Origin of the sequence: Actinomyces sp. HMT897, assembly GCF_016626125.1 — a bacterium.
Taxonomy (GTDB): domain Bacteria; phylum Actinomycetota; class Actinomycetes; order Actinomycetales; family Actinomycetaceae; genus Actinomyces.
The window spans coordinates 2,114,592-2,139,718 of sequence record NZ_CP067336.1 but is presented as its reverse complement, the minus strand read 5'-3'; the positions used below and the strand labels follow the sequence as shown (position 1 = coordinate 2,139,718).

The window sequence follows — 25,127 nt, the reverse complement described above, 5'->3', positions numbered from 1 at the left end:
GGCAGGTAGGTGTAGTAGGTGAGCCGCCCCCGACGCGCCGTGACCTGGTTGTGACCCGATACGCAAACACGCAGGGCATGCCGCTGGGCGCACACCGTCTCCGCAGGTCAGAAGCCCTGTCAGCCGGGAGACGCCGTCGGCGGTCCCGGCGCCGCAGCCCCACGGGACCAACTCGGTTATGTAATGACTCACACCTATCGGGGTGGTGTGTGCCTAGGATGACCAGACCACCGACGTCACCCAGCGTCTGAAGGAGATCCCGTGATCCACGTCCACCGGCCCCGGTGGTGCAACCGGCACCGGCTGCGCCTGGCACCCTCCCGGCTGCGTGCCCGCGCGGCGTCCGGGCTGCGCCCGCTCCTCTTCCTGCCGGGCGCCCTGACCCCCTCCCGGCTCCCGGGGACCCTGCGCACCGCGGCCCGCTGGCCCCGTCGGCACCCCGGCGTCGTCGCAACGGTCCTGGTCGGCGTCCTGGCCGTGGTCTCCTCCCTGGTCTCCGCCCCCACCCACGCCGAGGAGCTCCGCACCCTCCAGACCGTCCAGGTCCAGGTGGGCCAGGACGGCACGGTCACCTCCATCACCAGCACCACGGTCGCCAGCGACGGGAGCTCCGGCGACAGGCACTCCTACGACCCCTCCAAGGCGGCCGCCGACCTGCCCGTGCGCGTGCGCACCGCCTACCGCACCCAGGACTCCTCGGGCACCGACCTGGCGGACCTGGCCGGCTACACCGGCCGGGTCACCATTGACGTCACCGTCGAGAACCTGACCGTGAGCCCCCAGTCCCTGACCTACGACGTCGCCGGGACCGCCCGCACCCAGACCGCCCTGGTCGGCGTCCCCCTGACCCTGGTGGCCTCGACCTCGCTGGGCGCCGCACCCCAGCAGGTCATTACCGCCGCCGACGACCCGGCCCAGACCACCAACGGCGTCCTGAGCCAGGGCCCCGACGGCACCGCCCAGGTCCAGTGGGCCATGCTCATGGCCCCGCCCCGCCTGGGCGCCACCGCCCACCTGCGGCTCGTGATGGACGCCACTAACCTGACGGTCCCGGAGATCAGCATGGCCGTCTACCCCGGCCTGGTCACCGACCCCTCCGTCCAGTCCCTCCTGGACAGCGCCTTCCGCACCGACCCCGGCTCCGCCCTGGCCCAGACCAGCACCACCATCGAGGTCCTGGGCCAGGTCAACGGGGTGCTGGCGAACGCCAACGCCATTGTCACCAAGGTCCGTACCAACCTCGACACCAACGCCACCACGCTGGCCAGCACCACCGCCGCGGACCTGGCCTCCTCCAGTGCCGCCCTGACCAGCACCATGAGGTCCGTGGGCTCCACGCTGTCCTCCCTCCGCTCCTCCCTGAGCAGCTCCCTGGCGTCCACGGAGTCAACCTCCACCGCCCAGCTGCTCCAGGTGGTCAACACCGTGTCGGCGCTCATGGGCGACACCACCCAGCAGGTCCCGACCCCCACCCTGGAGGGCACCGGGTGCCAGGCCGCCCTGCCCGGCCCCACCCCGACCGCCGGCGGCGAGGACACCGCGTCCCAGCCGGGCGCCACCGCCACACCCGCCGCCCCGGCCCCCGCCGTCGCCTCCCGGGGCCTGTACGGCAGCCTCGCCCAGGTCTCCGCCCAGCTCCAGGCCTACGCCGGTGCCACCGACGACTGCAAGACACAGATCCAGTCCAGCCTCCTGGCCTCCATAGGCCCCGCCGAGCCGGACGCCACCACCTGTGTGGGCCAGACCTCCACCACCTGCGCCCTGTTCTCCACCCAGACGGCCCTGGCCTCCGTCGCCCAGGACCTGCGCCAGAAGGGGAGCGACGCCGCCGCCAGCCTCCAGCCCGAGGTCGCCAGCAACGTGGGCAGCGCGGCCACCACCCTGTCCACCACCGTGGACACGGTCTCCCAGGCCGCCGCGAACCTGACCACCTCCTCCACCACCTTGTCCACCGACCTGGACACCCTGTCCACCGCCGCCTCCACGCTCTCGACCCAGGTCGACACCCTGGTGTCCAAGCTCGACGCCGTCCACTCCGACGTCGCCAACGCCACCACCCACAACACCACCGCTACGGGTCAGGTGACCGCCCTGGCGGACCAGCTGTGCCACGCGCAGGTCCCCGGCGCCACCGAGGCGGCCAACCTGGAGCACGCCAACACCATGCGCGCCTACCTCACCAGCACCCCCTGCCCCGGCTCGGCGCAGGCCAGCCTGCCCCTGCCGGCAGACGCCACCGCTACCCTGAGCGACACCCTCACCAGCCAGGCCACGACCCTGGCCGACGCCTCGACCCTGTCGGACACCAAGACCGAGGGCGCCGCCACCGCCACGGCCGTCACCAGCCTGCGCACCGCCGTGACCGACGTGACGAACGCCGTCAGCCAGGCCAAGAAGGCCCTGTCGGGGGACCCGGACGACCCCGACGCCGTGAGCCTGACGACGGCGCTGAGCACCTTGAGCACCAGCGTCAGCCAGCTCACGACCGACCGCACCACCCTGACCAGCGCCGTCAGCGCCCTCAAGACCCAGCAGGACACCCTGTCCACCACCGTGACCACCGCCTTCGACTCCGCCGCCGCCAGCGCCGACGCCGCCCGCACCACCGTGGGCACCCAGGTCCGCCTGGTGTCCGCCCAGGCCCAGCTGGACACGGCGACCCTGGGCAGCATGTTCGAGCGGTCCACGAGCGCCCTGGGCGGGCAGGCCAAGGCGATCACGGACACCGGCGCCCAGGTGGTCACCGGCCAGAACGCCCAGGTACAGACGGCCGCCGCACAGGCCGCCGCCCACGTGCACGACCAGGCCCAGGCGAGCCTGAGCACCATGTCCGACGCCATGACCTCCTCGGTCACCGACATTGAGGCGGCCCGCACCCTGCTGAGCGCGGACCTCACCACGGTCCTGACCGACCTGGGCGGCAAGGACGGCAACGGGACCGGCCTCATCGGGCTCATGTCCTCCTCCTCCGCCCTGGTGGGCAGCGCCAACTACCAGGTGGCCCTCGCCGCGCAGGCCAGCTCCGCCCACGCCGCCGTCAGGGGGCAGGACCTGGCGGCCGCCCTGCTGACGCAGGCACAGGTCAAGGCCAGCCTGATCGCCCAGGCCCGGATGAGCCCCTTCCACATTGAGGACCCCACCGGCCGGGTCACGACCCTGTACAGCATCCGCATCGGAGACCACCAGTGAGTATCCAGGACGCCGTCCTCCGGGCACTGCCCGGGCTTCCCGGCGCGGGCCGTCGTCAGCACCGGGTTGCCCGGGACCGCGTACGTCAGCTCGGGCTTCACGGCACGGGCCACCAGCTTCCTGGCACGAGCCACGAGCTTCCCGCAGCCCGCCCGGCGGGCACCCGCCGCGTCAGGACGGTGCTGGTAGGCGCCCTGACCCCCGCCCTCCTAGTGGTCGCGGGCTGCTCCGCCGGCCCCGCGAGCAGCCCCACGCCAGCCGCCCCGGGGTCTGCCGTCGCCTCCGCCTCCCCCGTCCCGGGCGCCACGTCCGGGGTGGGAACGCCGGCCGCCCCCACCCCGGTGGAGCTGGTCGCCGACGGCGCCCCGGCGACCATCACCCTGGGGGTCGTGGTCAGCCCCGGCGCCCCGGAGGCGGAGGGCTCCACCTGGGTGGGCCCGGCCCAGGGCGCCGCCGTGGCCGCCTACCGCTACCGGCTCGGCGGGACCACCGTGACCCTGGTGACCGCCGACGACCACGGTACCGCGGAGGGCGCGCAGGCCGCCGTCGAGCAGCTCGCGGCGCAGTCCGTCTCCGGCATTGTCCTGGCCACCGGCGGCAGCCACGTCCAGGCCGCCCTGAGCGCCGCGGCCAGCCACTCGGTCCCCGTGCTCATGCCCTACGAGACCTCCAACGAGCTGGTCGCCGGCGGCAGCGGGGCCTGGCTGACCGGCCTGACCCGCAACCGGACGGCGATCGCCCTGGCCAAGGCCCTCAAGGACGTCGGCTCCGCCGCGCCCCTGCTCATTGACGCCGGTGGCGCCAACCCCACCGAGGTGGCACCGGCGCAGGTGCTGACCTACACCGACGGGCAGGACACCGCCGAGCTGGTCGCAGCGGTCACCGCGGCGGCCAGCAGCCAGGCCGTTGACGCCGTGCTCGTCTCCGGTCCCGCCCACGCCCAGGCCACCGTGGTCCACGCCCTCCAGGGCACCGGGACCACGCTCCCGATCGTGCTGACCCCCGAGGCACTCAGCCCCGCCTTCCCCGCGGCCCTGGCCGAGGCGGGCGGGAGCCTGTCGACCCCGCTGACCACCGTGGGCGTCGCGGACCACGACCCCAGCGCCCTGACCCCCACTGAGGACGGCGCCGCCCTGTCCGCCTACCTCGCCGCCGTGCGCATTATGAGCGAGGACCCGGCCGCCGTGGACATCCTGGACGGGCAGCCCTTCGGCGACGCCGCGGCGGGAGGCGCGGACGTGGCCAGTCACGACGCCGTCGTGGCCCTGGTGCGGGCCGCCGCACAGGCCGGGAGCACGGACCCGGCCGCCGTGGGCAGGGCCCTGGCCACCCTCCGCCTGGACCACGGTGACGGCCTGGCCGGAGGGGACCTGGACCTGACCGGCTACGTGGCGCTGTCCACCGACGCGGTGGTCACCCTGGTCTCCACGAACCAGGACCCGGGCCTGCGCGCCACCTCAAAGGCCCACCCGCTCCTGTACTGGTTCACACCTAAAGGGTAGGGAAAGCGACCAAACAGACCGTGTACGTGAGTGTAAGGAGTCGTTGAGTGCGTCTTGTCCTGACCCTGTTCGACAACCCCCGCACCGTGGACCTGGTTGACCACACCGAGGCCGCGACGCTCGCGGACCTCCTGGACGCCGCCTACGGCCCCGTCCACGACCTGAGGGGCCCGTTGTGGGTGGACGACGCCTCCTACGAGCTGGACGCGCCCCTGGAGTCCCTGACCCTCATGGAGGGCAGCACCATCGGCTCTAAGCGACCGCAGGCGCTGGAGCTCCTGGAGGGCTGGACCCTGACCGTCCTGGGCGGCACTGGCACGCAGGGCCACTGCGCGCCCGCCCCGGGGGAGCCGGTCAGCATCGGCCGCTCCCCCCGGGCGGACCTGACGACGGACTCACCCAGCGCCTCCTGGCTCCACGCCACCGCCACCCTGGAGGAGGAGGGCCTGCGTCTTGAGGACCGGGACTCCACCAACGGGTCCACGGTGGACGGCACGCCCCTGGACGCCGAGGGGACCGTGCTGAGCGACGACGCCGTCGTGCGCGTGGGCGGGTGCACGGTGGCGGTGCGCAAGGACGTGGCAGAACCGGCCGCGCCTCGCCCGGGCAGCCTCCACAACGTCACCGCCGCCGGCACCGTCCCCTTCAACCGCCCACCCCGCCCCGGGCGTCCGGCCCCGCCCCGCCCCCTGGCCCTCCCCCAGCGCAAGAGCATCCCGCCGGCCACCAAGTTCTCCCTCATCACGGTCCTGGCGCCCCTGGCCCTGGCACTGGTCATGATCATTATGATGCGCGACCTGCGCTACGCCCTGGTCTCCCTCATGAGCCCCCTGCTGGCCGTGGGGACCTGGGCGGAGCAGCGCCGTCGCCGCGCCCAGGAGGTCAAGGAGGCCGACGCCGCCTTCGCCACGGGCCTGGAGACCCTCACCAAGGACCTCCTGGGGGCCGCCAGGGCCCGTCGCCTGGTCATGCGGGCCGACACCCCCGACGTCCAGCTCATGCGCCGCCGTGCGCTGGTGCCGACCACCACCCTGTGGCAGCGGCGTGCCGAGGATCCCGACGTGCTCCTGCTGACCGCGGGCACGGCCGACGTCCACTGGGTCCCGGAGGTGGACGCCCGCCCCGGCCAGCGTCAGGAGGACGAGGTGTCCGCGCTGCTGGCGCGCGCCTCGGTGCCCGGCGCCCCCGCCCAGGTGGACCTCACGGGGGCCGGCGTGGTGGGGATCGTGGGGGACCGGGCCGGGGCGGTCGCCCTGGCCCGCAGCCTCCTTGTCCAGGCGGCCACCCACTGCGGTCCCGCCGACCTGACCGTGGGCGTCTTCCACGACCCCGGTCGGGCCCAGGAGTGGGAGTGGGCCTCCTGGCTGCCCCACACCCGCCGCCTGGGCCCCGAGGCCGGTCGCTGGCTGGGAGGGCAGCGGACCGTCAGCGACTCCCTCCTGGGTCGGCTGCGCGACGGCGTGGAGTCCCTGCCCACGCCCCACGTGCTCCTGCTGCTGGACTCCGACGTGCTCACCGAGGGCCGGGACTCCCCCGCCCGCGCCCTGCTGGGCCGGGGGCGCGCGGCCAGCCCCTCACGTGACCACGTGCCGCGGCGGGTCAGCGGCATCGTGGTCGCGGCCGTGCGCGAGCACCTGCCCGCCGCCTGCACCACCGTCATCGAGGTCGGCGAGGACTCCACCGGGGTCCTGGAGCACCCCCAGAGGCGTGAGCGAGTGGAGGACGTGGCCCTGTGCGGGGCCAGCGTGGCGGAGGCGGAGCAGGCCGCCCGCGCCCTGGCCCGCCTGGAGGATCCTGAGCTGGAGGTCCCCGGCGCCTCCCTGCCCGGCCTGGTCCGGCTCGGCCCCCTCCTGGGGCTGGAGGAGGTCACCGCCTCCCAGGTGCGGCGCCTGTGGGGCAGCCCGGGGGTCTCCACCCCCATCGGCGTGGGGGAGCGGGGTGTCATGGAGCTCGACGTCGTACGTGACGGCCCCCACGGCCTGGTGGGCGGGACCACGGGGTCGGGCAAGAGCGAGTTCCTCCGCTCCCTGGTGGCCGGGCTGGCCGCACGCAACGACCCCACGCGCCTGACCTTCATCCTCATTGACTTCAAGGGCGGGGCGGCGTTCAAGACCTGTGAGCGCCTGCCCCACACGATCGGCACCATCTCCAACCTCGACGCCCAGATGGCCGACCGGGCCCTGCGCGCCCTGGAGGCCGAGATGACCTACCGCCAGCGGCTCTTCGCGTCCGCGGGCGACGGCGTGGACAACCTGGACGCCTACCTGGCCACCAGCCCCTCCGAGCCCGTGCCGCGCCTGCTGCTGGTGGTCGACGAGTTCGCGATGCTCGCCAAGGAGTACCCTGACGTGCTCTCCTCCCTGGTGAGCGTGGCCGCCGTGGGACGCACCCTGGGGGTCCACATGGTGCTGGCCACCCAGCGGCCCGCGGGCGTGGTCAACGACGACATCCTGGCCAATACGAACCTGCGGGTGGCCCTGCGCGTCCAGAGCCGTGAGGACTCCTCCAACGTCATTGACGTGCCCGACGCCGCCGCGATCGGACGCCACCAGAAGGGGCGGGCCCTGATCAAGCTCGGCCAGGACGACATCACCCCCGTCCAGACGGCTCTGGTCACCGGCGCCCTCCAGGAGGACGACCGGGCCCCGGTCACCCTGCGGGACGAGGACGGGCGGGTACTGGTCGCCGCGCCGGGCCAGGTGCCGGGGCCAGCGGGAGCGCCGACGCCAGGCCAGGCGCCGGGGCCGGGCGAGCCGGAGACGGACCTGGACCTGCTCATTGACGCCATTGTGGTGGCCAGCGAGCAGGCGGGGATCGCCCCGCCGCGCCCCGTGTGGCCCGAGCCGCTGGGGCCCCGGGTGGATCTGGAGGGCTTCCCGGCGTCGCCGGTGCCCGACGACCCGCGCAGGGCCGTCCCGCAGGTGGGAGGGCGTGAGGGGGACCGCATCCTGTTCGCCCTCTCCGACGACCCGGACCGCCAGCGCCAGGTGGTGGAGGGCTGGAACCTGGCTGAGGGCAACCTCCTCCTGGGTGGCGTGCCCGGGTACGGGACGACGACGGCCCTGGCCTCTGTCGCCCTGGCGGCCGCCACCCAGTGGGCGCCCCAGGAGATGGACCTGGTGGTGCTGGACATGGGCACCGGTGAGCTCACGGCCCTCGAGAGGCTGCCGCACACGCTCGCCTACGCGGGTACCGGCCCGGGAGGGCGGGAGCGGCAGGGGCGTCTTATCAACTACCTGCGCGCTGAGCTCGAGCGCCGTCGGGCGGGGGCCGTCGGCCGCGTGACGGTCGTGCTCGTGGACGGCCTGGCGGCCCTGCGCGACGAGTACCAGGACACCGAGGGCCTGGAGCTGCTGGACAGCTTCTACCGCGTCTACGCGGACGGCCCTGACCTGGGGATCCACGTGGCCGTCAGCACCTCCCGGGTCAAGGTCATCCCCTCGGCGATCGAGGAGGTCACCACCCAGAAGTGGCTCTTCCACCTGGTGGACCGCTACGACTACGCCCAGGCCGGGCTCAAGCCCACTGAGGGCCCCCCGGAGGTGCCCGGCCGGGCGGTGGTCTCACGCACCCGGCTCCAGACGCATGTGGCCACCCCCGCCTGCACCCTGGCTGAGGCCGTGGACCTGCTGCGTGACCGCTGGGTCGGGGCGGAGCCCAAGCGGCCGGTGGTGGGGGAGCTGCCCAGTGAGGTGGCAGTGGCGGCGCTGGAGGGGTCCGGGGACGTGTCCGGTGAGCCCTGGCGCCTGCCCGTGGGGATCCTGGCCTCCGACCTGTCCACGGCGGTGCTGGAGAGCTACGAGGGCGAGCACCTCATGGTGGCCGGGCCCCCGCGCTCGGGCAAGTCCATGACGCTCCTGGCCCTGGCGGCCTCCGCCCGGCAGGCGGCGCAGGCGGCCGGAGCCGAGATCTGGGTGGGGGCGCTCGCCTCACGCCGCTCGCCCCTGGCCGCGGCCGGCCCTGAGGCGGGGCTGGACAAGGTGGTCACCGAGGTCTCGGAGCTGGCCGTCCTGAGCTCGGCCATCACGGTCCATGAGGGGCCGGCCCTGCTCCTGGTCGACGACGCCGAGCGGGTGGAGGACCCTGACGGCGTCCTCAGCGGGCTCCTGGCCTCCGGACCGTCTCACCTGCGTATTGCCGCGGCGGGGCGCAATGACGACGTCCGGACCCTGTACAGCCACTGGACCAAGACCCTGCGGCGCTCCCGGTGCGGGATCCTGCTGCGTCCCAATATCGACCTCGACGGCGACCTGCTGGGGGTGAACGTGCCCCGGCGGGCCTCAGTGCCCATGACCACCGGGCGCGGCTACCTGTGCCTCAACGGGCACGCCACGCTCATGCAGACCGCGTTGCCCTGAAGCAGTCTCACCGCGACGTCGATCACCCTCTTGCGCAAGTCCTGACTCGCCATCTTAATCTCCTCGACAGAATGCCTTGCATAAATCCCTAGGTCCGTACGGTCAGGGCAGACAGGTACCACCTGACCTGGTGCACTGTGTTCTACAAGTGGGTGCGTCAGGCCTGGTCCTGTTGTTCTTCTTGTTGCCTCTGTCTGGCCCAGTGGGGGAGGAGTCTGGGGTCGCCTAGTGGTATGTCTGTCCCGATGGCCATGCCTGATGGGGGTGGGGGTGGTAGTGGTCCTGGTGGTGGGTCGTAGTCGGTGCGGTTGGGCGGGTCGCCCCCGCTTACGAAGCAGGCGCGGTGGCTGAGCCGCAGGGTGCCGTCTGGCCACACCCCCAGGCGGCAGACCCGGATGGGCTGCCCCACAACGGGGTGGAAGTCGGTCTTGAACACCTTCCGGTCGGCCTCGACCAGGGACCACATGACCGTGCCGGTCTCACCCGAGGCAAGAAGGTAGACGTCAAAGCCCCGCTCGTGTACGGCTCTGATTACGCCCCACTCCGGTGCCCTCAGGCCTGAGGGCCACCCCGTCCTGCGTCTGCGGACCACCTCCCTGGGTGACCACTCGATAGCCGCCTGCTGGGCCGTCAGGCGCACCTCCCCGCCGGGGCGCAGCTCCCCGTCTGAGCGCACCTCCATACGACGCACCCGGATACGGTCCCCCACGTCCGGCCAGTACTCCTCATTAGTCCGTATAGTGCTGTCGTTGACCCACGCCCTCTCGACCGTGCCTACCTCACCCGAGGAGTCCAGGAACACGTCCAGCCCGTACGGCCAGTGCGCCACCACCGTCCCCCACTCCACCGGACCCAGGCCTACGTCCTCAGGCTTACGCATAGTTGATCGCCTCTTCCTTAGCAGATCCTACAACGGGCTACGCGCTCCCGGACCCCTGGTCCGGGTTGTGGAGGGTCTGCATGAGGTTGTTGACCGACGTCGGGGAGAGTCGTCTCGTGTCGGTGGCCTCCTTCCAGGTCGTCTCGAAGAGGCTGGCAGTGGTGTAGCAGGCGGTGAACTCGTCCTGGTCGTTTATGAACTGGAGTTCCGGGACTGGGGGTGAGATGTTTATCGGGTCCTCTTCCCAGAGACTCTCTATCTCCACCCTGCCGTCGCGGAAGACATTGATAATCCGCTCCAGGTAGCGTTCGCTGTCGATCTGGACGAACACGATAAAGGGGTTCTCGGGGTCGTCGCTCCTCCAGTCTGAGAGTATGTACTGACTCATTCGTGTCTCCTGTGGTGTGGTGCCGGGTGGGTTACCGGGGTGACGTCGTAGCAGGTCACCCCCACCACGTCCAGGCCTACCAGGCCCTCGAGCACCCCCCGGTAGCGCCCAGGGTCCCACAGGTCCGCGGCCCCCAGCACCACCCTCCCGTCCCCGTCCAGCACCCGGCTCGATGTCTTCGACGTCAGGTACCAGTTCTCACCCCCCACCCAGAGAAAGAAATCGGATATGCTCTCCGCGCCACCCACCCGCAGAGGCAGTAAGGACTCCAACCAACGCGAGTAGGCGTTGACCCAGGCGGCGCTGCTAATCATGGCGTCTTCTTAAGCGTAAGTACCATTACGGCTCCCTTCTAGGGACTCAGAAGGAAGCGTGTCTGTTAAACCTGCCGTCCCGTTCCAGGTAGATCCAGTCTTTCCTGCTCGTCGTCCTGGGCCCATTGGAGTGCCAGCTCGCTGGCCCCTTCCAGGTCGCGGTGTGAGAGCTTCTCCAGGAGGGCTCGTCTGGTGGGGGTGTCGTCCTCGGCGTTGTGCACGATGGTGATGAGGTTGGACAGGACCATGTCGTCGGTTGTCTCGTCGAGCATTTGGTAGAGGCGGGGCAGGTGGGCTCTTACGACGGCCCGGCACCTGTCGGGCAGGTCGGTGCGCCCGGCCGAGGTGTGACTACAGGTGATCTCCACCAGGGCGTCCGTGGCGTACACCGTCCCCCAGTACGTGCACTCCCCCTTGCACACCGCGTCCACCAGCACCCGCGTCACCGGCAACGCCGCCTCCTCAAGGTAGCGGGAGTAGAAGGCTAGACCCTCAAGCTGGTCAGAGGCCTTACCACCCGACCCCGCGTCCGGCGCGTACAGCAGGGCCCTGATCAGCCCAGGATCCACACCCACGCCGTGACTGGTACGCAGAGAACCCCAGTCAACCCCGTAGTCACTACTCACTCCAGGCTCCCCCCTTCTCAAACTTGACGTTCTCGGGAAAGCGGCCCCTGAGAACGTTTCGGCAGACTCGGATCAGATTACTATCCGTGGGCCGTCTGGTCTAGGGGTTTTGTGTGCTTGTGGGTGGGTGTGTTTTGTTTCGTGTGTCTGTCTGGTTGGGGGGTGGTCTGAGGGTGACGGTCCTGCCCGGGACGCCCTTCCTGGGCCGGTAGCCGTGACGCCGCTCCTCGTCCCAACGTCTTCTGACGAGGTCCAGGGGTATGTCCAGGAAGGCCTTGCGGTGGCTGAGCCGTAGGGTTCCGTCTGGCCAGACCCCCAGGCGGCGGACCCGGATGGGCTGCCCCATGCGGGGGTGGAAGTCGGTGGAGAAGAACGCGCGGTCGGCCTCCACCAGGGACCACATGACCGTGCCGACATCCCCCGAGGCGTCCAGGCGGACGTCGAAGCCCCGCTCGTGCACGGCCGTGACCACGCCCTGCTCCGTTTCTCCCAGGCCGGCAGGCCACTCGTACATACGCCTGCGGACCACCTCCTCGGGCTCAGACCAACCGTTGAGCGCGGTCTGGAAGGAGACCAGACGCACCTCCCCACCAGGACGCGCCTCCATACGACGCACCCGGATACGGTCCCCCACGTCAGGCAGATACTCCGGGTTACGACGCATGTAACTGTCGTGACTCTGCATCCTGTCCAGCATGCCGACCTCGCCCGAGGCCTCCAGACGCACATCCAGGCCGCACTGGTGACACCCCACCACGATCCCCCACTCCACCGGACCCCAGCCGGTGTCCTCAGGCCTGTCCACAGCTGACCGCCTCTTCCCCGGGCCTTGTTCCCGTCCAGAAGAGTGTATATGAGGTCCTGCCCCTGGGTGCGGGTCGGGCCTGGTGATAGGAGTCCGAGTCTGCTCCTAGTGTTTCTTCCTGTTCTGTTCCTGTGTTCTTCTGTCCTCTCCGTACTCCTCTACCAGGTTCCAGTGCAGTGCGTTGTCGCTCGGTCCGGGAAGGTCCTGGTGTGAGAGCTTCTCCAGGAGGGCCCGTCTGGTGGGGGTGTCGTCCTCGGTGTTGTGCACGATGGTGATGAGGTTGGACAGGATCGTGTCGTCGGTCGCCTGCTCGAGCATCTGGTAGAGGCGGGGCAGGCGGGCTCTCACGACGGCGAGGCACCTGCTGTCCAGGTCCTCGTTGCCGTGCTGCATCTCGCCGAAGGAGATCTCACCGCAGGTGATCTCCACCAGGGCGTCCGTGGCGTACACCGTCCCCCAGTACGTGCACTCCCCCTCGCACACCGCGTCCACCAGCACCCGCGTCACCGGCAACGCCGCCTCCTCAAGCTGCCGGGAGTAGAACGCGGTACCCTCGATACCCCAGTAGGCCTCATTAGCCGTCCTGGAGTCCGGGGCACTCAGCATCACCCCGATCGGAGCAGGATCCATACCCACCCCGTCCCTGGTACGCAGAGAACCCCACTCAACCCCGTAGTCACCACCCATCCCAGGATCCTCCCTCCTCCCTACCTAGTGTACCGGATGCGTGTCGGTGGAAGGGTTCCATGTGGTTAAGTGAGGCGTAGTGTGACAGTATCCTGGCCTCGTAGGTGGGGTTCCAGGTCCTGGTGAGTACTCCCTCCGAGGTGGTGGCGACCTCTATGCTGCACAGCCCGCCAGTAAGGTGCCCGTGGACGTGGAGGTCGAGCACGTCCGCTAACTGCATGCGCAGGCGTAGGGCGTTGTTGCCTCGGGCGGCCCACCTGGCCGGGAGGGGGTCGGGGGCGTCGCCCAGCTCCACAACCAGGCGGACGTCGTCAAAGTTGACGAAGCGGACACGCAGGCACACCGCCCCCTCCAGGGAGGCCGGGCGGCGGTTGAACACCTCGAACAGCCCCCGGCACCCCGAGAGGCCCGCGGCCCACCAGCCAGTCGGGATACCCACGTCAGATGACCTACCCATTATGTCCTCCCTAATTAAGGTCTCGTGCTCCTGCCCGTGTGCTCGGATTGGAGGGTGCGGTGGGCCCGACGTCGGGGCTGTCGTCCTGTCCGTCTGCTAGTCGGGCTGGTGTCTAGTAGGGGTTGTAGCCGTAGGCCTCGTAGTAGTCCAGTAGGCAGGTGCGGGCGCGTACGCGGATGCTGTGTCCCTGGCGGGCCAGGCGCAGCTCGACGTGGTCGTCGCCTAGGGCCCCCAGGTAGACCTCGTCGGGGCCAGCCCCGGCCCTGGTGGTGCCCGCTACCTCCACGTCCCCGTGGAGGGACAGGAACAGGCAGATCATGTCGCAGCCCGGTCTCCAGCAGGCGGGCGGGTTGACGGGAGTCTGGACAATACTCAGGCACACTTTCAGAGTGCCCGTGCTGTGGTAGATGATGAGCTCGTCGCCGATCAGGTTGGACGCGCACGGGCCCTGGGGCCCATACATCTCGTAGACGACTTCCCCGCCCTCTATGACCGCGTAGTCCACGTCACTAGCCGACGCCGTCGGGTCTGTTCCAGGTGACATTGCTCCAGTCTCCGAATCCGTAGTGGTCAAGGGTTCCCTCCACCTTGCCGTTATCAGTATGTCCTGTGCGGGGCGACGAGGAGCCCGACCACCGCCGGGTCGTACGCCCGCATCCCCAGCAGGCCGGCCACCACCAGGCCCCGGCAGCCAGCACACCCGCACCACCAGCACCAACTGGGCCAGCGGGGCCCCAGAACCACCCGGGCCAGCGGGCCTACCAGGACCGACGGGCAGCTACGACCACCCTTATTCTGCTGTGGGTGAACAGGTGTGGGCTGCCCCTGTTGGCGCTACAGGATGTGCGGTATGTTCCTGGTCACAGAACGGTTACGGCCGCGACCGGGCAGGGACATGATCAGGCAGGGAGGTGAGGCGGTCCGTGGAGGTCAATGACGCAAACCTTGACAACCTCAAGGGAATGCCTGACGTCGCCTACGACTTCAGTGTGGCGAACTCCCTGGCCGCGATGTTCCGTCTGGCAGCCCGTAACCTGCGGGACCAGCACCCTGAGCGGGCTAGTTACCGACTTAATGCCCGTAAGGACTTCAAGGGGCACTTCTCGGTGGTCTTTAGGACCAACGGGACCACTCAGCTGTCTGACCTGGACGAGATCGTACGTAACCTGGATCTGGTGGCCACGAAGGTCGAGGCCGTGACGGCCAAGGCCCGTGCGGAGAACGCACGGCGTCGGGCCGCGCGGGAGTGGGCCGAGCGGCGTGCAAAGCGCGGTTTCTGGGAGAGGACCTTGGACCGCGTAGGTGGAGGTGAGGAACCGCCCTACAAGGAGATCGCCGACGACGACGAGGGACCCTCGGAGTCGGTGACCGCGGGTGCACCCCAGGCACGTCAGACGCCCCAGCCGGGGAGCGTGGGGAACTCGAACGGGACGTCGTCGGCCAGACCCGGTGACCTGAAGGACTTCGCCACGAAGTCGCGGGCGGCCGACGAGGCGCTAAGGGCGGTCCCGGGGCAGCTCGAGGGCTACTGCCTGGACTTCGCCACCTCCTGCTCGTGGGCCACCCTGGACGCCTCGAGCGTGCTGTCAGGCTACCGGCAGTGGCTGCTGGCCAACGAAGAGGATGCCAAGTGGGCCCAGACCGTGGGACAGGCCTTTGAGGACGCGGGAGGCAGCGGTGAGGTGTCCGCCCTGCCGGACAGTGCCGTGGAGGCGGTCCTGGCCGGTGCGGGCGTGTCCAGCCAGCGTGCGGACATCGTGATCGACCCGCCCACGGCCTACGGGTCCCCGCCCACCACGGGCTACAGCGACGACCCGGTCAACACCAGTACGGGCGCCTTCCTGGAGGTCGAGGAGGATCTGGGCTTCGCCGGGGCGAGCGGGTCCCTGGCGTGGACGCGCTCCTACAGCTCGTTGAACCCGGTGGTGGGTGCCTTCGGGCGGGGCTGGTCCTCGTGGGCCGAGGTGGGCCTGGTCCTTACCGGGGACGCCGCCCGGCTGACGCTGCCCGACGGGCGCGTGGTGGTCTTCCCCCGCGCCGGGCAGGGCTGGGGGCGGGCCGAGGGCGAGAGCCTGTGGCTGGAGCGCGCCCCGGCCGGCCAGGACGGTGCCAGCCAGGACGGTGCTGACCAGGCTGACGGTCCCGGCGGGGCCCGCCCGGACAGTGCCCGCCCGGACGGTGATGAGGACGTCGCGCAGAGTGGGGGCTACGTGGTCTCCTCCTCGTGGGGCCTGCGGTGGCGCATTGACTCTGTGGGCCGGGTGGTGCACGCGGGCGCGGGGCCGGGGACGGGCGTGACCCTGTCCTGGGAGGGTGAGCGCCTGGTGCGCCTGACCCACGAGCGGGGCCGGTTCGTGGACCTGTCCTGGGAGGGCGGCCGCGTGGTGGGGGCCGTCTCCTCGGACGGGCGCCGCGTGGTCTACGACTACGACGAGGTTGGGCGCCTGGTGGGGGTGGTGCGCCCGGTGGGGTCACGGACCTACCGGTGGGACGAGGCGAGCCTGCTGGCCCAGGTCGTGGACGCTGACGGCGTGGTGGAGGTGACTAACACGTTCGACCAGACGGGGCGCGTGACCACGCAGCGCTCCCCGTTCGGGCGTACCACCCGCTACTCCTACCTGGCTGGCGGGGTGACGGCCACCAGCGACGAGGACGGTTCGAGGGGCAACACCTGGATCCACGACCGGCGCGGCCGCCTGGTGGGGGTCGTGGACGCCCAGGGGCGGCGCCAGTCCATGGGGTACGACCGGTGGGGCAACAAGGTCATGGTGCGTACCCGGGACGGGCAGGCCACGGCGTGCGTCTTCGACGATCGGGGCCGCATAGTCCTGCGTCGTCTGCCCTCGGGGGCGCGCCAGGCCTGGGAGTGGGACGAGCTCGACCGCCTGGTGTCCGCCACCGTCACCGGTGCCGACGACGGGGCCGGTGGGGCCGGGGTGGAGGCCGTGACCCGGTTCGTCTACGAGGGCCCGGCCCGGCAGCCCTGTCGTGTGGTGGATCCTGAGGGCGGGGTCACCCGACTGTTGTGGGGTCCGGGGGGCCTGCTGGCCCGGGTGGTGGATCCCACCGGGGTGGGTGTGGACTTCGCCTACGACGACTTCGGTGAGCTGGTGGCCGTCACCAACGCCGAGGGGGCCGTGGCGCGCCTGGAGCGTGACGCCGCAGGCCGGGTGGTGGCGGCCGTCACCCCTCTGGGGAACCGTACCGAGTACCGGTACGACCCGGACACGGGGCTGCTGGCCACCCGCACGGACCCCACGGGGGGCCGGTGGAGCTTTGAGTACACCGCCGCGGGGCGCATGTCGGCCCGGGTCGACCCCATGGGCGGGCGCACCACGGTGTCCTGGGGGCAGGACGGGCAGGTCGAGACGACGACCGACCCCCTGGGCCGGGTGGTGGGCCAGTGGTACGACGACCTGGGCAACCTGGCCGGCATGAGGCTGCCGGACGGCTCCACGTGGAAGCTGGGCTACGACGCCCTGTCCCACCTGACGCACGTCAAGGACGCCGCGGGCGGGCAGTGGTCGATCAGCTACGGGGCCGACGGCCTGGTGTCCGCCACCCAGGACCCCACGGGCGTGCGCCGCAACGTGGAGCGCGGCCCCCTGGGCGAGGTCGTGGCCGTGCACGACGGGGGCGAGGACCTGGAGGCCCGCTGCGACCGCCTGGGGCGGGTCGTGGCCGTCACCGGGCCTGACGGCACCGAGCAGACGGTGCGCTACGACCGGTGCGGGCGCGTGGTTGAGGCCGTGGACGCCACCGGCGCGGTCACCCGCTACGAGCGTGACGCCGCTGGCCGGGCGGTAGCGGTCACCCAGCCTACGGGGGGCGTCTACCGCTACGAGTACGACCGGTGCGGCCGGTGGTCGGCGACCGTGTCCACCGGCGGGGACCGCTACGAGATCCTCTACGACGCCGACTCGCGCTTGGTCGGCGAGATCTGGCCCGACGGCGGCCGGGTGTCCACCCGCTTTGACGCCGCGGGGCGGATTGTGGAGCGGCGTACCCCGGGGCGTGGGGTGGTGCGTTTCAGCTACGACAAGTGCGGGCGCATCACCACCATCCAGGACCCCTGGCACGGGACGCGGCGTCTGCGCTACGACGCGGCCGGCCAGCTGGTGGCGGCCGTGGACGGTGCGGGCGGGGTGACCCGCTACGAGTACGACGCCCTGTCCCACCAGGTGGCGGTGACAGACCCGGCCGGCAACAGGACCACCCGCTCCTGGGACGCCATGGGGCGCCTGGTAGCGGACACCGACCCGCTGGGACGCACCACCTCCTGGTCCTGGGACGCCTCCGGGCGCCCGGTACGCCGGGCAGAGGCCACGGGCCGGGTGCTGGAGTGGGCCTACAACACGGCCGGACGCCTGGAGGAGGTCCGGGCTGACGGGGACCTGCTGGCCCGTCTCAGGCGGGATCCTGCGGCCCGGACCATGAGCGCGGACGGGCCCGGCGGGTCGGTGTCCTGGACGTGGGACGCCTGTGGGCGTCTGGTCTCGCGTCTGCGTGACGGGGTGGGGGTGTCCTACACCTATGACGTGGCGGGGCGGCGTACTGGTATGCGCAGGCCTGACGGGGTGGTGACCAGGTACTCCTATGACGCCAACAACCGTCTGGCCGTCCTGGAGCAGGAGGGTCTGGGGCGGGTGGACGTGGAGCGTGACCCGGTGGGGCGCGTGGTGGGTGTGCGCGGCCCGGGTCTGGAGGCCCGCTGGCGGTGGGAGGACGGGTTCGTGGTGGGCCACCGGGTGGACCGCCACGGCCTGGTCCAGGAGACGGGCGTGGAGCGTGACGCGGGTGGGCGCGTGGTGGCCGAGGTGCGTGACGGGGCGCGTACGGACTACGACTACGACGCGGCGGGGCGTCTGGTGGGGGCCGTCACGAGTGAGGGGACGGCCTGCTCCTGGGCCTGGGACGCGGCGGGGCGTCTGGTGCGCAGGGTCGAGGACGGGGCGTCCACAGTCTACGACTACGACGCGGCGGGCCAGCTGGTGACCGCCCGTGTGGGGGGTGCGGTCACCACCTACTCCTATGACGCGGCGGGGCGGCGTACCCGTCAGGCGGGTCCGGGCGGGGAACGGCGCCTGTCCTGGGGGCCCAGGGGTGAGCTGGCCTCGGTCACGGACGTGGTGCGCCGGGGTGACCGCCTGTGGGCGCGTCGTCAGGAGCTGGTCACCGATCCCGGCGGGGAGACGGCCCGTGTGGGGGGCGTGGACGTGTTCTGGGACAGCGCCGCCGTGCTGCCGGCCCTGGCCCAGGTAGGTACCAGGGTGGTCACCGACGCCCTGACCGCGACGGCCCTGACCGGCGGGGAGGAGGGGACGGCCTGGCTGGTGCCCGACACCGACGGGCCCACCGCCCTGGCGGGGCAGTGGGCCACCGCCGGTACCGGTGGCGCCACCGGCCCGGCTGGCCCGGCCGTCCCCACCGGTGCCGGTGGGCCCGCGGCACCTACCGGTGCCGGTGGTGCTGGTGGTCCCGCTGCTGGTGCTGGTGGTGCCGGTGGTCCCGGGCCAGCCGGTGCTGGTGCTGGTGGCGTGTGGGGGCTGGGCGGTGTGGTGGGCGTGGCCGGGCCCGCCCCCTGGGTCCCCGCCGGCGTCGGTGCCGGTGGTCCTGGCCCCGCCGGTCCGGGTGGTGCTGGGCCGGGTGGTGCCGGCGCGCCTGGCCCGGCTGGCCCGGCCGGTCCGGGTGGTGCTGGTCCTGGTGGTGTGGGTGTGTCGGCCTCGGGGGGCCTGGTGGTGGCCGGCCTGGGTCTGCTGGGGGCGCGGGCGTACGACCCGGTGGTGGCCGGGTTCCTGTCGCCTGACCCCCTGGGGGCCCCGGCCGGGGTGGGGTGGGCCGGGGCGCGGTACTCCTACGCGGGAGGGGACCCGGTGGGGGCGGGTGACCCCACGGGCCTGTCCCCGGTCAGCGAGGCCGACCTGAGGGCCTACCAGCAGGCCAGCCATGGTGCCCTGGGCGCCGCCCTGGGGGCGGCCGGCTCCTGGCTGGCCGGCAACTGGGAGTACCTGGCCGCCGGGGCTCTGGTGGTGGCCGGGGTGGCGGTGATGTGCACCGGCGTGGGCGGGCCGGTGGGGGCGGCCGTGATCAGCGGGGCCCTGACCAGCGCGGGCATGTCGGCCGGGACCCAGAAGATGACCACGGGGCGGGTGGACTGGGGCCAGGTCGCCGTGGACGGGGCCATCGGGGCGGCCTCGTCCCTGGCCGGGGGCGGGGCCGTGGCCGCGGTGGACCGCGCCACGCGGGGCATGCGCTCCTGCCTGGGACGCAACCTGCTCTCCGGGGCCGCCGAGGGCGCCGCCGAGAACGGGGTGAGCAGCGGCCTGGAGTACCTGACCAGCGGCGAGCCCGTCACGGTCGGGGGCCTGGCCCGCGCCGTGGGCGGGGGCGCCCTCGACGGCGCCCTGGACGGGGCCAGCAGCGCGGCCCTGGAGAAGGCCACCGGCACCGCCCGCTACGGGTGCTTCACCCCCACCACCCCCGTGCTCATGGCCGACGGCACCACCAGGCCCATCAAGGACGTGCGCCCCGGGGACCGGGTGGCCTCCCGCGACCCCGCCACCGGCCGCCTGGTGGCCGCCACCGTGGACCGCACCCACACCCACGCGCGCGTGCCCACCATACGCCTGACCACCACCAGCGGCACCGTCACCACCACCGCCACCCACCCCGTCCACGTGGCCGGACGCGGCTACGTCCCCGCCGGCCACCTCAGGGCCGGCGACACCCTCACCACCCCCGACCACGCCCCCGTCCACGTCGTCTCCGTCCAGGCCACCGGACACACCACCACCGTCCACAACCTCACCATACGCCACACCCACAACTACCACGTCCACACCACCACCAAACAAGCAATACTCGTACACAACACAACACCCGCAGGCGGATGCGGGCCAGACGAGGATGAACTGCGTGACGCAGCCCGGCAACTACGGGATGAGTATGCCGCATCTTTTTCATCTAATAGCCGGCCTGCCACAGTTGTTGCAGCCTACGTTCCTGGTCATGGGGTAGAGGACATCAGAGTAGGAAGGAGCGGAAGTCGAGAAGAACTTGGACCGACAAAAAACGGCGAGCCAAAGTTTGGATGCGCAGAGGACGACGCTTACTACAGATTAAAAGAGGATGTCGATCCCGATTTGACCAGGAAAGATATTAGGTTTGTCGAACCTGTTAGACCAAGGACGGGAAAAGGGGTTGACCCCTGCGTAAGGTGTCAGACCAGATTTGACAAGTCGCAGTTCCCGCCGGGCGTCAAGGGTCAGAAAGGAGGTGCCTGGGGTGACGGGTGACAGTACTGACTGGTCCAACCTGCGTGCGCTGGGTGACCCCTGCGACCTGCCGTCGGCAATTGACGAGATGATGGGGGCGGAGGATGACGACGACGCTGATAGCGCGTACTGGAGGATAGAGGGGAACGCGTTCTTCCAGCGCGAGCTGTACCAGGCGGCGGAACCCACCGCCCTGGTCGTGTCAGACAGGATCTGCGACGGGTGCTCGACGGTCCACGGCCTCAGGTGCGGGTTCGACCTGCTCGTCGAGATCGCCCACGGGTTCCCAGCGCAGTCAGAGCAGATGCTCGGGGACAACACGATTGACGAGCGCTGTACCAAGGTGATCTGCAACCACCTGCCCTGCTTCTACCGTGTCGCGGAGTCGTGCACCGACGAGAGGGTCCTGCAGGGAGTCGTGGACCTGTCCGTGAGGCTGGAGGTCGACGTCGCCAGGCGGCGCAGACTGCTCGAGACCGTCTCCGTGAGACCTCCTCGCAGCTCTTTCCTCATCTCCAGCGTGAACGACCTGAGAAGGTCGTTGTCAGGTAAGGACTGCTTCCTGAGCGCGGTGTCAGCCCACGTAAGAAGGAAGCAGATGGTGGCAGGTGCCGGGGCAGGCGAGGAGTCGTCTCGGACGCGAACGGGAGGCGCCTAGGGATGGATGCCTCGTGGCTGGCTGAGGTCCTCGGTGTCAGGTCTCCTGAGGACCTGTTCGACTCCGAGCGGGGACTGGTATACAAGGGCCTCCTGGGCGTGGACTTTAACTCCGTGCGAGCGGTACTAGGGATGAACCTCGAGTACTCTATAGGACCCGGATGCGGCAACGAGAGCGACACCCCGGCGAGGAGCTACAACGCCGTGACCGTCCGGCTTGAGTTCGCACAGGTGTCGGCGGTGGACTCACGTGTCACGCGGGACCGTGATCCGGACGCCTCTACAATAATTACGATGAGGACCCCGGTCACGGGGTCGGGGTACGAGATCCGCCTCGGTCAGAGCAGGCTCCAGCTGGTCGTCGTATGCGGGTCGGTCGCGGTCGTCGGCTGCTCGCCCCACTGGCTCGAGTGAGGCGCTGGCACGGGCCGCGCGCTGAGTATTCTTAAGGTAACAGATTCCTGGAGGAGGAGCACAATGCCCGGTACCCTGCCGCGCCTGAGTCCCACGAGCTTCACCCATACTCCCGCGACCTTGGACTACCTGATTCTTTCCACAGGGGCGGGGTTCACCCAGGTCGGTGTCTGGCTCGACCAGGGGCACGACTACTGGCTTCCTCGCGCCTGCGCGGAGCGCCTCGCAACAGACCGCGTACAGCTCGACGTCGACGACATAGAACAGCTTCACTGGTCCGGGACACCAAGACCGTTTGAGCCAGTACGCATAGAGCTGACCACCTCGCGCGACGGTGATCTCGTCAGGTTCGTCATGCGCGGCCAGTCCCTGTCACTGGACGTCGAGGCCCGCACGTGCACCATCACCAGGTCGCTGTACAACCGCACGGCGTAAAACTGCGGTCGGCCGCGAAGACCACGACACGCCCAGTGCCGGAGCCGACCGTGCGGTCGTAACAGCGAAGACCTGCTGAACCCACCCGGTACTGAAGTGTGGTGACCGGGTCCCTGTCGCCTGACCCCCCCTGGGGCGCCAGCCGGGGTGGGGAAAGGTACTCCTGGGCGGGGCAGGGGCCGCGCTTCAGCGTCCGGCCACCGCATGACCTGGATACTGGTATGGTGGAGGGGGTTCTTGGTATGGGTTCGGAGACTGGGGCAATGTCTGGGACAGGATTGATGGCGTCGGCTAGCGTGGACTATGCGGTCATAGAGGGTGGGGGTGTCGTCTACGAGATGTACGGGCCCCAGGGGCCGTGCGCGTCCAACCTGATTGGCAACATGATCGACGTGGACCACACCACGGGAACAGTCGGGGCGCGCCTGAGTATTATCCAGGTCCCCGTCAACCCGCCCGCCCGCTGGCGGCCGGGCTGCGGCATGATCGACCTCTTCCTGTCCCTCCGCGGGGACGTGGAGGTCACAGGCACCACCGAGACCGGGACCGGGACGGGCCCCGACGGGATCCACCTGGGAGGTACGGGCGACGACCACGTCCAGCTGCGCCTGGCCCGCCAGGGGCACAGTATCCGCGTACGCGCCCGCACCTGCCTACTGGACCACTACGAGGCCTACGGCTACAACCCCTACTAGACGGCCCGGCTAGCGCCCGGACCGGAGCATTCATTAAGGAGGACATAATGGGTAGGTCATCTGACGCGGGTATCCCGGGTGACTGGTGGGCCGCGGGCCTCTCGCGGTGCCGGGGCCTGTTCGAGGTGTTCAACCGCCGCCCCGCCTCCCTGGGGGGAGCGCTGTGCCTACGCACCTGCTTCTCCCACATCCCCGAGAGCATCCACCTGATAGTGGAGCTGGCCGACGCCCCCAACCCCCTCCCTGCCAGGTGGGCCGCCCGAGGCAACAACGCCCTACGCCTACGCATACAGGTATCGAACCTACTCGACCTCCACGCGCACGGACACCCCAACAGACCGTGCAGCATAGAGATCACCACCACCCCAGAAGGACTACTCACCAGGACCTGGAACCCCACCTACGAGGCCAGAATACTGACACAGTACGGCCTGCTCAGCCACATGAAGCCCTTCCACCGACGCACACCCGGCACACCAGCTTGAGACCACTGACGACACCGTCCTGAACGTGTCCAGGCACGACAGCCAGCTAGTAACGCAGAATCCCGCAGTCAGCGTGCGGCATCCTGTAGAATCCGTCGGGGAAGGGGTGATTAGCTGTGGACAGGCCTGAGGACGTAGGCCTGGGTCCGGTGGAGTGGGGGACGGTGGTGGCGCACTGGCCGTACGGGCTGGACGTGTTCCTGGACTCCTCGGGTGAGGTAGGCACGGTCGAGAGGGCGTGGGTCAACGACAGCACTATACGGACTAATGAGGAGTACTGGCCGGACGTGGGGGACCGTATCCGGGTGCGTCGTATGGAGGTGCGCCCCAGCGGGGAGCTGCGCCTGACAGCCCAGCAGGCGGCTATCGAGTGGTCACCCAGGGAGGTGGTCCGCAGACGCAGGACGGGGTGGCCCTCAGGCCTGAGGGCACCGGAGTGGGGCGTAATCAGAGCCGTACACGAGCGGGGCTTTGACGTCTACCTTCTTGCCTCGGGTGAGACCGGCACGGTCATGTGGTCCCTGGTCGAGGCCGACCGGAAGGTGTTCAAAATCGACTTCCACCCCGTTGTGGGGCAGCCCATCCGGGTCTGCCGCCTGGGGGTATGGCCAGACGGCACCCTACGGCTCAGCCACCGCGCCTGCTTCGTAAGAGGGGGCGACCCACCCAACCGCACCGACTACGACCCACCACCAGGACCACTACCACCCCCACCACCAGGCATGGCCATCGGGACAGACATACCACTAGACGACCCCAGACTCCTCCCCCACTGGGCAAGAAAGAGACAACAAGAAGAACAACAGGAACAGCAGGAACAGAACAAGACCTGAACTCGCCACCGCCTGCCCCCAGGGACAGGGCTGACGCCACGTAGAAATGCCATAAGAATCGGCCTCACTCCCCCTGCCCCAGGGACAGGACACTCGCGATAGTGGCCAGGCGAGTACGCAGGCAGGAGCACGAGCCCTTTAAGGAGAAGCACAATGAGCAGATCCTCTGATGTGAACGTCCCGGGTGACTGGTGGGCCGCGGAACTGCACTGGAACCGGGGTCTGTTCGAGGTGTTCAACCGCATGGAGGCCTTCTGCCGACACGTACCCACGCCCGGCACGCCAGCCTGAGACCACTGACGACGCTGTCCTGCAGAAGCGGAATAACGGGCGCGGCAGGCGTTCCCTGCCGGTAACGCGGCGTTCCCGCGGTCGGTGTGTGGCGTCCTGTAGGGTCTGTTGGGGAAGGGGTGAGTGGTTGTGGGTAGGGTTGAGGAGATGGGTCTGGGTCCGGTGGAGTGGGGGGTGGTGGTGGCGCACCGTCCGTACGGGCTGGAGGTGCGTCTGGAGGCCTCTGGTGACGTGGGCGTGGTCGACCGGATCCTGGTCGATGACAACAGTTTCCACGCCAACGAGGAGTACTGGCCGGACGTGGGGGACCGTATCCGGGTGCGTCGTATGGAGGTGCGTCCCAGCGGGGAGCTGCGCCTGACGGCCCAGCAGGCGGCTATCGAGTGGTCCGAGCCCTGGGAGCTGGTCCGCAGACGCAAGACGGGGTGGCCCTCAGGGCTGAGACTGGCCGAGTGGGGCGTCATCACAGCCTTACGCGAGCGGGGCTTTGACGTGCTCCTCCTGGCCTCAGGCGAGACCGGCACGGTCATGTGGTCCCTGGTCGACTTCGACCGCATGTTCTTCTCCACCGACTTCCACCCCGTCGTGGGGCAGCCCATCCGGGTCCGCCGCCTCGGGACCTGGCCAGACGGAACCCTGCGACTCAGCCACCGCAAAACCTTCCTGGACATACCCCTGGACCAAGTCAGGAAGTTCATGGCAGAAGGAATGCGTCACGGATACCGGCCCAGGAAGGGCGTCCCGGGCAGGACCGTCACCCTCAGACCACCCCCCAACCAGACAGGCACACGAAACAAGACACACCCACCCACGACCCCAGAATAGGCGACGCCGACT

At 70.2% G+C, this 25,127-nt stretch carries 20 protein-coding genes; 12 read left to right on the top strand and 8 right to left on the bottom strand.

Annotated features, from left to right (window positions below; genetic code table 11):
• Positions 1-261 precede the first annotated feature (261 nt).
• From JJJ15_RS08390 to JJJ15_RS13505, 3 genes are read left to right on the top strand one after another with little or no spacing between them, the layout of a single operon-like run.
• Positions 262-3,189 carry a hypothetical protein gene (locus tag JJJ15_RS08390; RefSeq protein WP_200510435.1) on the top strand — a complete coding sequence of 976 codons (2,928 nt, stop codon included), beginning with the start codon at positions 262-264 and terminating at the stop codon, positions 3,187-3,189.
• Entirely contained in the window at positions 3,186-4,691 is a 1,506-nt protein-coding gene (locus JJJ15_RS08385) for an ABC transporter substrate-binding protein (RefSeq protein WP_129591589.1), read from the top strand. The genes JJJ15_RS08390 and JJJ15_RS08385 overlap by 4 nt, the downstream gene beginning before the upstream one ends.
• Before the next feature lie 47 nt (positions 4,692-4,738).
• The gene (locus JJJ15_RS13505; RefSeq protein ID WP_200510434.1) at positions 4,739-9,049 is read left to right on the top strand and encodes an FtsK/SpoIIIE domain-containing protein; all 4,311 of its coding nucleotides are present in this window, start codon (positions 4,739-4,741) and stop codon (positions 9,047-9,049) included.
• 157 nt (positions 9,050-9,206) lie between these two features.
• On the opposite strand, the gene JJJ15_RS08375 is transcribed toward JJJ15_RS13505, so the two are convergent.
• The 8 genes from JJJ15_RS08375 to JJJ15_RS08340 all read right to left on the bottom strand — a co-directional run bounded on the left by JJJ15_RS08375 (position 9,207) and on the right by JJJ15_RS08340 (position 13,750).
• On the bottom strand, positions 9,207-9,929 hold the full coding sequence (locus tag JJJ15_RS08375) for a hypothetical protein (protein ID WP_200510433.1): 723 nt from the start codon (positions 9,927-9,929) through the stop codon (positions 9,207-9,209).
• Positions 9,930-9,966: 37 nt separating this feature from the next.
• On the bottom strand, positions 9,967-10,317 hold the full coding sequence (locus tag JJJ15_RS08370; RefSeq protein ID WP_200510432.1) for a hypothetical protein: 351 nt from the start codon (positions 10,315-10,317) through the stop codon (positions 9,967-9,969).
• Entirely contained in the window at positions 10,314-10,631 is a 318-nt protein-coding gene (locus tag JJJ15_RS08365) for a hypothetical protein (RefSeq protein ID WP_200510431.1), read from the bottom strand. The genes JJJ15_RS08370 and JJJ15_RS08365 overlap by 4 nt, the downstream gene beginning before the upstream one ends.
• Positions 10,632-10,696: 65 nt before the next feature.
• Positions 10,697-11,257: a hypothetical protein gene (locus JJJ15_RS08360; RefSeq protein ID WP_200510430.1), complete on the bottom strand. Its 561-nt coding sequence runs from the start codon at positions 11,255-11,257 to the stop codon at positions 10,697-10,699.
• 100 nt (positions 11,258-11,357) lie between these two features.
• Positions 11,358-12,062, bottom strand: a complete 705-nt coding sequence (locus tag JJJ15_RS08355; RefSeq protein WP_200510429.1) for a hypothetical protein — start codon at positions 12,060-12,062, stop codon at positions 11,358-11,360.
• 105 nt (positions 12,063-12,167) lie between these two features.
• Positions 12,168-12,749 carry a hypothetical protein gene (locus tag JJJ15_RS08350; protein ID WP_200510428.1) on the bottom strand — a complete coding sequence of 194 codons (582 nt, stop codon included), beginning with the start codon at positions 12,747-12,749 and terminating at the stop codon, positions 12,168-12,170.
• Positions 12,739-13,188 carry a hypothetical protein gene (locus JJJ15_RS08345; RefSeq protein WP_200510427.1) on the bottom strand — a complete coding sequence of 150 codons (450 nt, stop codon included), beginning with the start codon at positions 13,186-13,188 and terminating at the stop codon, positions 12,739-12,741. The genes JJJ15_RS08350 and JJJ15_RS08345 overlap by 11 nt, the downstream gene beginning before the upstream one ends.
• 130 nt (positions 13,189-13,318) lie before the next feature.
• Entirely contained in the window at positions 13,319-13,750 is a 432-nt protein-coding gene (locus tag JJJ15_RS08340) for a hypothetical protein (protein WP_129591584.1), read from the bottom strand.
• A gap of 379 nt (positions 13,751-14,129) precedes the next feature.
• Between JJJ15_RS08340 and JJJ15_RS13500 the strand changes: the two genes are divergently transcribed.
• The 9 genes from JJJ15_RS13500 to JJJ15_RS08295 all read left to right on the top strand — a co-directional run bounded on the left by JJJ15_RS13500 (position 14,130) and on the right by JJJ15_RS08295 (position 25,115).
• Positions 14,130-20,501 carry a DUF6531 domain-containing protein gene (locus tag JJJ15_RS13500; RefSeq protein ID WP_200510426.1) on the top strand — a complete coding sequence of 2,124 codons (6,372 nt, stop codon included), beginning with the start codon at positions 14,130-14,132 and terminating at the stop codon, positions 20,499-20,501.
• Positions 20,491-21,138 carry a hypothetical protein gene (locus JJJ15_RS08330; protein ID WP_106110246.1) on the top strand — a complete coding sequence of 216 codons (648 nt, stop codon included), beginning with the start codon at positions 20,491-20,493 and terminating at the stop codon, positions 21,136-21,138. The genes JJJ15_RS13500 and JJJ15_RS08330 overlap by 11 nt, the downstream gene beginning before the upstream one ends.
• A 2-nt stretch (positions 21,139-21,140) precedes the next feature.
• Entirely contained in the window at positions 21,141-21,551 is a 411-nt protein-coding gene (locus JJJ15_RS08325; RefSeq protein ID WP_106110245.1) for a hypothetical protein, read from the top strand.
• Positions 21,552-21,614: 63 nt separating this feature from the next.
• Positions 21,615-21,986, top strand: a complete 372-nt coding sequence (locus JJJ15_RS08320; RefSeq protein WP_106110244.1) for a hypothetical protein — start codon at positions 21,615-21,617, stop codon at positions 21,984-21,986.
• A 281-nt stretch (positions 21,987-22,267) separates the two neighbouring features.
• Positions 22,268-22,681: a hypothetical protein gene (locus JJJ15_RS08315; protein ID WP_129591583.1), complete on the top strand. Its 414-nt coding sequence runs from the start codon at positions 22,268-22,270 to the stop codon at positions 22,679-22,681.
• Between the two features lie 47 nt (positions 22,682-22,728).
• A complete protein-coding gene (locus tag JJJ15_RS08310) occupies positions 22,729-23,166 on the top strand; it encodes a hypothetical protein (RefSeq protein WP_129591582.1) in 438 nt (145 codons plus the stop codon).
• Between the two features lie 116 nt (positions 23,167-23,282).
• A complete protein-coding gene (locus JJJ15_RS08305; protein ID WP_210338790.1) occupies positions 23,283-23,999 on the top strand; it encodes a hypothetical protein in 717 nt (238 codons plus the stop codon).
• A 153-nt stretch (positions 24,000-24,152) separates the two neighbouring features.
• Positions 24,153-24,290, top strand: coding sequence for a hypothetical protein (locus tag JJJ15_RS08300; protein WP_200510424.1), 138 nt, complete (start codon positions 24,153-24,155; stop codon positions 24,288-24,290).
• A 147-nt stretch (positions 24,291-24,437) separates the two neighbouring features.
• Positions 24,438-25,115 (top strand): hypothetical protein, encoded by a 678-nt coding sequence (locus tag JJJ15_RS08295; RefSeq protein WP_200510423.1) that lies wholly within the window; start codon positions 24,438-24,440, stop codon positions 25,113-25,115.
• Positions 25,116-25,127 lie beyond the last annotated feature (12 nt).